The sequence below is a fragment of the Pseudomonas protegens genome (assembly GCF_003732485.1).
GTDB classification, from domain to species: Bacteria; Pseudomonadota; Gammaproteobacteria; order Pseudomonadales; family Pseudomonadaceae; genus Aquipseudomonas; species Aquipseudomonas protegens_B.
This window is the reverse complement of the sequence record NZ_MOAK01000049.1, coordinates 60,290-65,759: the sequence shown is the minus strand read 5'-3', so window position 1 is coordinate 65,759 and position 5,470 is coordinate 60,290. Positions and strand designations below refer to the sequence as shown.

At 62.7% G+C, this 5,470-nt stretch carries 4 protein-coding genes and 1 pseudogene; 3 read left to right on the top strand and 2 right to left on the bottom strand.

Going from position 1 to position 5,470, the window contains the following annotated elements; translation table 11 throughout:
- Positions 1 to 2,358, top strand: a pseudogene (gene mscK, locus BLX41_RS12350) (mechanosensitive channel MscK); the annotation flags it as partial.
- A gap of 49 nt (positions 2,359 to 2,407) precedes the next feature.
- On the top strand, positions 2,408 to 3,871 hold the full coding sequence (selO, locus tag BLX41_RS12345; RefSeq protein WP_123725098.1) for a protein adenylyltransferase SelO: 1,464 nt from the start codon (positions 2,408 to 2,410) through the stop codon (positions 3,869 to 3,871).
- A 1-nt stretch (position 3,872) separates the two neighbouring features.
- Here the strand turns inward: selO and BLX41_RS12340 are convergent, their stop codons facing one another.
- Together BLX41_RS12340 and BLX41_RS12335 are read right to left on the bottom strand one after the other, a co-directional pair.
- On the bottom strand, positions 3,873 to 4,274 hold the full coding sequence (locus tag BLX41_RS12340) for a helix-turn-helix domain-containing protein (protein ID WP_123725097.1): 402 nt from the start codon (positions 4,272 to 4,274) through the stop codon (positions 3,873 to 3,875).
- Positions 4,271 to 4,567, bottom strand: coding sequence for a type II toxin-antitoxin system HigB family toxin (locus BLX41_RS12335; protein WP_123725096.1), 297 nt, complete (start codon positions 4,565 to 4,567; stop codon positions 4,271 to 4,273). Before BLX41_RS12335 ends, BLX41_RS12340 begins: the two co-directional genes overlap by 4 nt.
- A 284-nt stretch (positions 4,568 to 4,851) precedes the next feature.
- On the opposite strand from BLX41_RS12335, the gene BLX41_RS12330 reads away from it, so the two are divergent.
- The gene (locus BLX41_RS12330; RefSeq protein ID WP_123725095.1) at positions 4,852 to 5,292 is read left to right on the top strand and encodes an IgaA/UmoB family intracellular growth attenuator; all 441 of its coding nucleotides are present in this window, start codon (positions 4,852 to 4,854) and stop codon (positions 5,290 to 5,292) included.
- Positions 5,293 to 5,470 lie beyond the last annotated feature (178 nt).

Here is a 5,470-nt window from a genome sequence, read left to right as displayed (position 1 = left end):
TAAAAGAAGAAGCAGGCCCTGCCGCGCCTGAAACTGGACCGCGACCTGGCGGACGAAATCGCCGATATCCGTCTCTACCAGTTCGAGATCAACCAGCAGCGGGAACTGCTCAGCAGCCCCAGCGGCTACGTCGACAACCTGCTCAAGACCCAGCCCGCCGAGCAGGTCACGCCGCAACTGCGACGGACCCTGATCGACCTGGCCATGACCCGCGCCGACCTGCTGGAGCGTCTGAACCGCGAGCTCAGCGCCCTGCTCAATGAATCCATCACCCTGCAACTGAACCAGAAACAGCTGTGGAGCACGTCCCAGAGCCTGCGGGCGACCCTCGACGAGCAGATGTTCTGGATTCCCAGCAACAAGCCCCTGGACGCCGAGTGGCTGCAGGAAATCCCTCAGCGCCTGGAGAAACAGGTCACCACCCTGCCCTGGGCTTCCAGCCTCAGTGAACTGACCGACGGCCTGGCCCAGCGGCCGTTGCTGTTCCTGCCCCTGGCGCTGTTGATCGGTGCCCTGCTGTGGCGACGCAAGAACCTCTATGCGCGCCTGAACAAGGTGCACAAGGACATCGGCCACTTCAAACGCGACAGTCAGTGGCACACGCCCCTGGCGATCCTGGTGAACATTCTCCTGGCGATGCCGGTCACCCTGGCCCTGGCGCTGTGCGGCTATGCCCTGCAGATCGATGCCCGGGGGCAGAACGCCAACCTCGGCGCGGCGCTGCTGCAGATCGCCCAGGCCTGGCTGGTGTTCTATACCGCCTATCGAATCCTCGCCCCCGGCGGCGTGGCCGAGCTGCATTTCCGCTGGGAGAAACCCCAGGTGGAATTCCTTCAGGCCTGGATCCGCCGCCTGGGACTGGTGGTTCTGGCGCTGGTGGCCGTGGTGGCGGTCGCCGAACACCAGCCTGCGGCCCTGGCCGAGGATGTCCTGGGCATTGCCGTGGTGCTGACCTGCTATGGATTGATGGCCTGGCTGTTGAGCCGTCTGCTGTTGAGCAGCCCGACCCACGAGAACGCCTCGCTGTTCCGCAAGGCAGTGGGACTGCTGTTCACCCTGCTGCCGATCGCCTTGTTCATTGCCGTGTGCTTCGGCTACTACTACACCGCACTGAAACTCAGCGACCGCTTGATCAACACCCTCTACCTGCTGATGTTCTGGCTGGTGATCGAGGCCACCTTCGTCCGCGGCCTCAGCGTCGCCGCTCGACGCCTGGCCTACCAGCGGGCCCTGAGCAAGCGCCAGGCCGCCAAGGAGGCGGGGGAAAGCGGCGATGCGGTGGTCGAAGAACCGACCATGGACATCGAGAAGGTCAACGAACAGTCCCTGCGCCTGATCCGCCTGGCCCTGCTGGGCGGTTTCATCGCCGCGCTGTACTGGGTCTGGGCAGACCTGATCACCGTGTTCTCCTACCTGGACAACGTCACCCTCTACGAATACACCAGCGGCACCGGCGCCAACATGAGCATGGTGCCCATCAGCATCGGCGACATGATTGGCGCGCTGATCATTGTCGGTATCACCTTTGCCCTGGCGCGCAACCTGCCCGGCCTGCTGGAAGTGCTGGTGCTGTCCAAGCTGAATCTGGCCCAGGGCAGTGCCTACGCCACCACCACCCTGCTGTCCTATGCCATCGCCGGGATCGGCTTCGTCTCCACCCTGGCCACCCTCGGGGTCAGCTGGGACAAGCTGCAGTGGCTGGTGGCGGCCTTGTCCGTGGGCCTGGGTTTCGGCATGCAGGCGATCTTCGCCAACTTCATCTCCGGCATCATCATCCTGTTCGAGCGGCCGGTGCGCATCGGCGACACCATCACCATCGGCAACCTGTCGGGCACGGTGAGCAAGATCCGCATCCGCGCTACCACCATCACCGACTTCGACCGCAAGGACATCATCGTCCCCAACCAGACCTTCATCACCGGGCAACTGATCAACTGGTCCCTGACCGACACCGTGACCCGGGTGACTCTCAAGCTCGGGGTCGACTACGGCTCGGACCTGGACCTGGTCAAGGAGCTGCTGCTCAAGGCGGCCCGGGACAACCCGCGGGTGCTCAAGGAGCCGGAACCCCACGTGTACTTCCTCAACTTCGGCGAAAGCACCCTGGACCACGAACTGCGCATGCACGTTCGCGAACTGGGGGACCGCAACCCGGTGGTGGACGAGGTCAACCGCTTCATCAACCGCGAGTTCAAGAAACAGCACATCAACATCTCCTTCCGGCAGATGGAGGTCTACCTGAAAAACCTCCACGGCCAGGAATACAAGATGGTGCCCATCGAGCCGGAGGCCAAGACCATAGTCCCGGTGCCCGAGGGCAAGCCGCTGCAGGAACCGCCGCCGAGCAAACTCGACTAAGGCCTCTATCCCTAGCAGAATGCTCGGACATTCTGCTGGGAGATGGCCGTTGAAAGCCCTCGACGAACTGACCTTCGACAACCGCTTCGCTCGCCTGGGCGACGCCTTCTCGACCCACGTACTGCCCGACCCCCTCGACAACCCAAGACTGGTGGCGGCCAGCCCTGACGCCATGGCGCTGCTGGACCTGGACCCCGCCGTGGCCGAAAGCCCGGTATTCGCCGAACTGTTCGGCGGGCACAAGCTATGGGCCGAGGCCGAACCCCGGGCGATGGTCTATTCCGGGCATCAGTTCGGTTCCTACAACCCGCAGCTGGGCGACGGCCGCGGGCTGCTGTTGGGCGAGGTCTACAACCAGGCGGGTGAACACTGGGACCTGCACTTGAAGGGTGCCGGCCAGACGCCGTATTCCCGCATGGGCGATGGTCGGGCGGTACTGCGCTCGTCAATCCGCGAGTTCCTCGCGTCCGAAGCCCTGCACGCCCTGGGCATCCCCAGCAGCCGCGCCCTGTGCGTGATCGGCTCGGACACCCCGGTCTGGCGTGAGAAACAGGAACGCGGGGCGATGGTCCTGCGCCTGGCGCAGAGCCATATCCGCTTCGGACATTTCGAATATTTCTACTACACCAAGAAACCCGAGCAGCATAAGCAGCTGGGGGAACATGTCCTGGCCCTGCATTTCCCCGAGTGCCTGGAACAACCGGAACCCTACCTGGCGATGTTTCGCGAGATCGTCGAGCGCAACGCCGAGCTGATCGCCAAATGGCAGGCCTACGGCTTCTGCCATGGAGTGATGAACACCGACAACATGTCGATCCTGGGCATTACCTTCGACTTCGGCCCCTTCGCCTTCCTCGACGATTTCGACGCCCACTTCATCTGCAACCATTCCGATGACCAGGGCCGCTACTCCTTCAGCAACCAGGTGCCCATCGGCCAGTGGAACCTCAGCGCCCTGGCCCAGGCCCTGACGCCGTACATCAGCGTCGAGGCGCTGCGCGAAACCCTGGGCCTGTTCCTGCCGTTGTACCAGGCCCATTACCTGGACCTGATGCGCCGGCGCCTGGGCTTCACCCAGGCCGAGGACGACGATCAGCGGTTGGTGGAACGCCTGCTGCAACTGATGCAGAACAGCGGCGTCGACTACAGCCTGTTCTTCCGCCGCCTGGGGGACGATGCGCCGGACCCGGCGCTGGCCCGGTTGCGGGACGATTTCGTCGACCGCATCGGCTTCGATGCCTGGGCCGAACAATATCGGCAACGGGTCGCCCGCGATCCGCTCCAGTGCCAGGACCTGCGCCGGGAGCGCATGCACGCGGTCAACCCGCTGTACATCCTGCGCAACTATCTGGCGCAGAAGGCCATCGACGCCGCCGAGTCAGGCGATTACTCAGAAGTGCGTCGCCTGCATCAAGTGCTGAGCCGGCCTTTTGAGGAGCAAGAGGGCATGCAAGGCTATGCCGAGCGTCCTCCTGAGTGGGGCAAGCACCTGGAAATCAGCTGCTCGTCCTGAGTCAGGCGAAGGTCTCCATCGACACCTTGAAGCGCTCGGCCAGCCAGCGGATCTGCCGCAGGTTGAGCTGGCGCTTGCCGCTGAGCACTTCCGACACCACCGATTGCGCGCCCACCCCAGGCAGGTCGCTTTGAGTCAGGCCATGTTCACCCATCAACGAACGTAGAACCTCCACTGCGCTGACCGCCGGCATCGGATGGTGCTCTTCGTCGTAGGCCTCGATCCAGTCACCAATGATGTCCACCAGCGAAGCCAGTGGGTGCGATTCATCTTCGCCCATGATGTCCAACAGCTCATCGAGTGCCAGGGCCAGCGCGTCGTAATCGGCCTCGCTCTTGGGCTTGCGCAATATGGGCGCAACGAACTGCCAGTGCTCCGCCGCTTGCTTAACCTGAAGACTCATTGTGATTCCTCCTTCCATAGCCCCTTGTCGTACTCACCGTGATCCAGCACATGCCTGATATAGAGGCGCTGCCCCCCATAGCGCACGATTGCGATCAGCCTCGGTTTGTTGCCGCCAATGTCGAAAACGTGAAAGCGTCCGACCTTATCTAGCGCCGGGAACAAGGCCTTCATGTCGGCGAAATCAGCCGGCCTGGCGCCTTTGGCCTTGCGGTACCAGGTATCCAGTGCCCGCGCGACTTGCAGCCATTGCTCCTTGGCCTGCCGGATACGTTTTGCGGTGATGATGTGCATGCAATGTCCCTATCGCATAATGCTATTGACGTTAGATGCGAGCATTAGATATCTCAAGATGCTATACCCGCGGTCAGACCAGCGGTGCTCACGTGCTTCAAGCCTAGACAGCCAACGAACGGGCTTGCCGAGCAGTGTGTGAGCGATTGCGACGGACTCATGAGCTTCGACCAACGCCTCGGCCGTCGTGCAGAAAAGCGCCAAACACAAGATTGCGCATGGACCCGTCGGCAGTGGATACGGATAATGCGCAACCCTGATTTCCAGTACCTGCAAGGATGCGCATGAACCTGTTCCTCACCCTGGTCACCCTGGCTTTGGGCGTCATCACCTTGGTGTCGGCCATCATCTACCTGAGCCGCCGCGCCAAGTACCGGATGAACCTGCAGGACCTGCGCCTGCACGGTAAACCGCATCGCACCATTACCCAGGCCGAACTGGACGAACTGGCCAAACAGACCGCCAGCCTGCAACGTATCCAGGGCAGCGGCGGCATGTCCTACGAGCCGATCAGCGACAGTGTCTATCTGATTAGCGGCGGCACCGCGAGCGACGGGCTGGAACTGCAGGTCCAGTCGATAAAACACGTGTCGATCGCCGGTATTCCTGTGAAATTCCCCTATCCGATGGACAGCTTCCTGGCCGGCAGCAACCAGGCCGAAGTGGTGATCGCCAAGAAGTTCGCCGTGGTCATCGGCCTCAACGGGCATCGCCTGGCCCTGTGACGCACCGGCGGCCCGACTGCCACCTTCACCGCTCGCCCATGCCACGAACCCTGCCCCCGTCGATGCCCTGCAAGAGTCCGCCATGAAACGTCGCTATCTGCTGCTGTTGCCCCTGCTGCTCTCGCTAGCCGGATGCAAGGAAGACTTCGCCACCCTGCACTTCCAGGATTCGGTGCGC

Bases quoted from the DNA above. Each gene is read 5' to 3' on its own strand.
- BLX41_RS12335 (WP_123725096.1), bottom strand. From the start codon at position 4,567: ATGCACATCATCACCGCAAAACGTATCCGGCAGGCCAAGGAGCAATGG.
- BLX41_RS12330 (WP_123725095.1), top strand. From the start codon at position 4,852: ATGAACCTGTTCCTCACCCTGGTCACCCTGGCTTTGGGCGTCATCACC.
- BLX41_RS12340 (WP_123725097.1), bottom strand. From the start codon at position 4,274: ATGAGTCTTCAGGTTAAGCAAGCGGCGGAGCACTGGCAGTTCGTTGCG.